Origin of the sequence: Mesorhizobium sp. M7A.F.Ca.MR.176.00.0.0, from assembly GCF_004023165.1 — a bacterium.
GTDB lineage: Bacteria > Pseudomonadota > Alphaproteobacteria > Rhizobiales > Rhizobiaceae > Mesorhizobium.
The window spans coordinates 1-1,494 of the sequence record NZ_RZTC01000278.1; the positions used below are offsets into that span (position 1 = coordinate 1).

3 protein-coding genes are annotated in these 1,494 nt (G+C 59.0%); 2 read left to right on the forward strand and 1 reads right to left on the reverse strand.

Features of this window, described 5'->3' with window-relative positions; all coding sequences use genetic code 11:
• Nucleotides 1-561: DUF4037 domain-containing protein (locus tag EOB59_RS34770; RefSeq protein WP_128290301.1), on the reverse strand; the 561-nt coding region annotated here is incomplete at its 3' end.
• Nucleotides 562-862: 301 nt separating this feature from the next.
• Between EOB59_RS34770 and EOB59_RS34775 the strand changes: the two genes are divergently transcribed.
• Together EOB59_RS34775 and EOB59_RS34780 are read left to right on the forward strand one after the other, a co-directional pair.
• Nucleotides 863-1,132 carry a DUF2285 domain-containing protein gene (locus EOB59_RS34775; protein ID WP_095482587.1) on the forward strand — a complete coding sequence of 90 codons (270 nt, stop codon included), beginning with the start codon at nt 863-865 and terminating at the stop codon, nt 1,130-1,132.
• Between the two features lie 126 nt (nt 1,133-1,258).
• Nucleotides 1,259-1,494: hypothetical protein (locus EOB59_RS34780; protein ID WP_164895857.1), on the forward strand; the 236-nt coding region annotated here is incomplete at its 3' end.

The window sequence follows — 1,494 nt, forward strand, 5'->3', positions numbered from 1 at the left end:
GGCAAAGGCGGCGCCAAACCATTTGGGATAGGGCGCATAGCGGCGCTCGACCAGCATGGCGAGCCGCATGATATTTCCGACCATGCGCGCGGCGATTACGCGGGAGCCAATCTCGTCACCGGCATTCCCGGTTCGACCGATATAGGCGCGTTCCTCGGCGACGCGTCCCCACTGGGCCGCGAGCTTGTAAAGCCACACAGGTGGGAAGTAGCAAAGGCGATCCCTAAGAGCACTTAGTTCGCCGATCTCGTCTCGAAACACCGCACCAGCCGTCACGGTCAAAAACAATTGCTCGGGATAGGAAAGCCAATCGTGCGTGGTGATGTCAGCTGTAAACTGCCTCCCGAGAAAGCGATCGCACCAAGCCGACAATGTATATAGTTCAACGCCGTGTTCTGATCCCAGCAGACCTTCTCGGGCATCTGCAGCGGACGGACGGACATTGGTGGGGTAGCGAACTGACCAGCCGTCGAATCTATCGGGCAAGCTGAGGTCCAGGATCCGCATTATCTCCCGGGCTGTCTCGGAAAATTCCGCTTCGGGTGAAAGATCTGCACGCATGGACCGTAGTCGTGGTCTGCGGACATATCAGTGCGGTAGCCAAGCACTTCTGACCCGAGGCCAATCCTGGCCGCCGCATGGGGCAGTTTGGGAAAATGCTGTTGGAGAATAGGTGCAACGAGGCTTTCGTAGAACCGTTGCGACAAGCCAATGCCAACGCCATGAATCATCGATGAACTCGCAGATATCGGTCCAGCCCAGAGCGAGCCTCGGCGAACAAGGAAGAGCACAGGGGGTTCATTCTCATTCAGCCCTGTGGCACCTTTGCTCACCCGGCAATGCACCGCTTCACGATAAGACCATGCCCGAGATACCCCCTTACGAAGACAGCCCCCCGAATGTCGACGCGATAACCGATTACGACTGGCGCCACAGGATCACTTATCTGCGCCTCTTCGACGCAGCGCGGGACGGGGCCGCCTGGCGGGAGGCTGTCGAGATCATTTTTGGGTTCGATGTCGATGCCCACCCGGAACGCGCCAAACGCATCTATGATAGCCATTTGGCCCGCGCGCGCTGGATGAGCGAAGTTGGTTATCGGTATCTGGTCCAAGGCCGATTTGTGCAGTGACGATAATTGCGGGGAGGCAGCGATTTTCACACGGGCATGGGAGGGGGCCGCAGCCCTTGTTCCTCCGACGGGATCAGACCGGCCGCCGCTTCAACGGTCGAATTGAAGTCAATCGTTGCAAATTTGATGAAGGCCGATGAGTGGACGCCTCGTCCAGAGGGTGATGAAAAGCGGTGGCCCGCTGCCGCCCTTGTCTGGCCGCAACGCGTTTCGCAGGCTTGCCCGATCAGCGATCAGCGTCCCATGATGGCGAGCAGCGCCGCCTGCGAGACGTCAACCGCGATCGAGCATGATGACCGGCATGAGGCTGATGGCGACAGCATCAACCATCGACGCGATGAAGAGAAAGCCGAAGGCCAAGG

Bases quoted from the DNA above. Each gene is read 5' to 3' on its own strand.
- EOB59_RS34775 (WP_095482587.1), top strand. From the start codon at position 863: ATGCCCGAGATACCCCCTTACGAAGACAGCCCCCCGAATGTCGACGCG.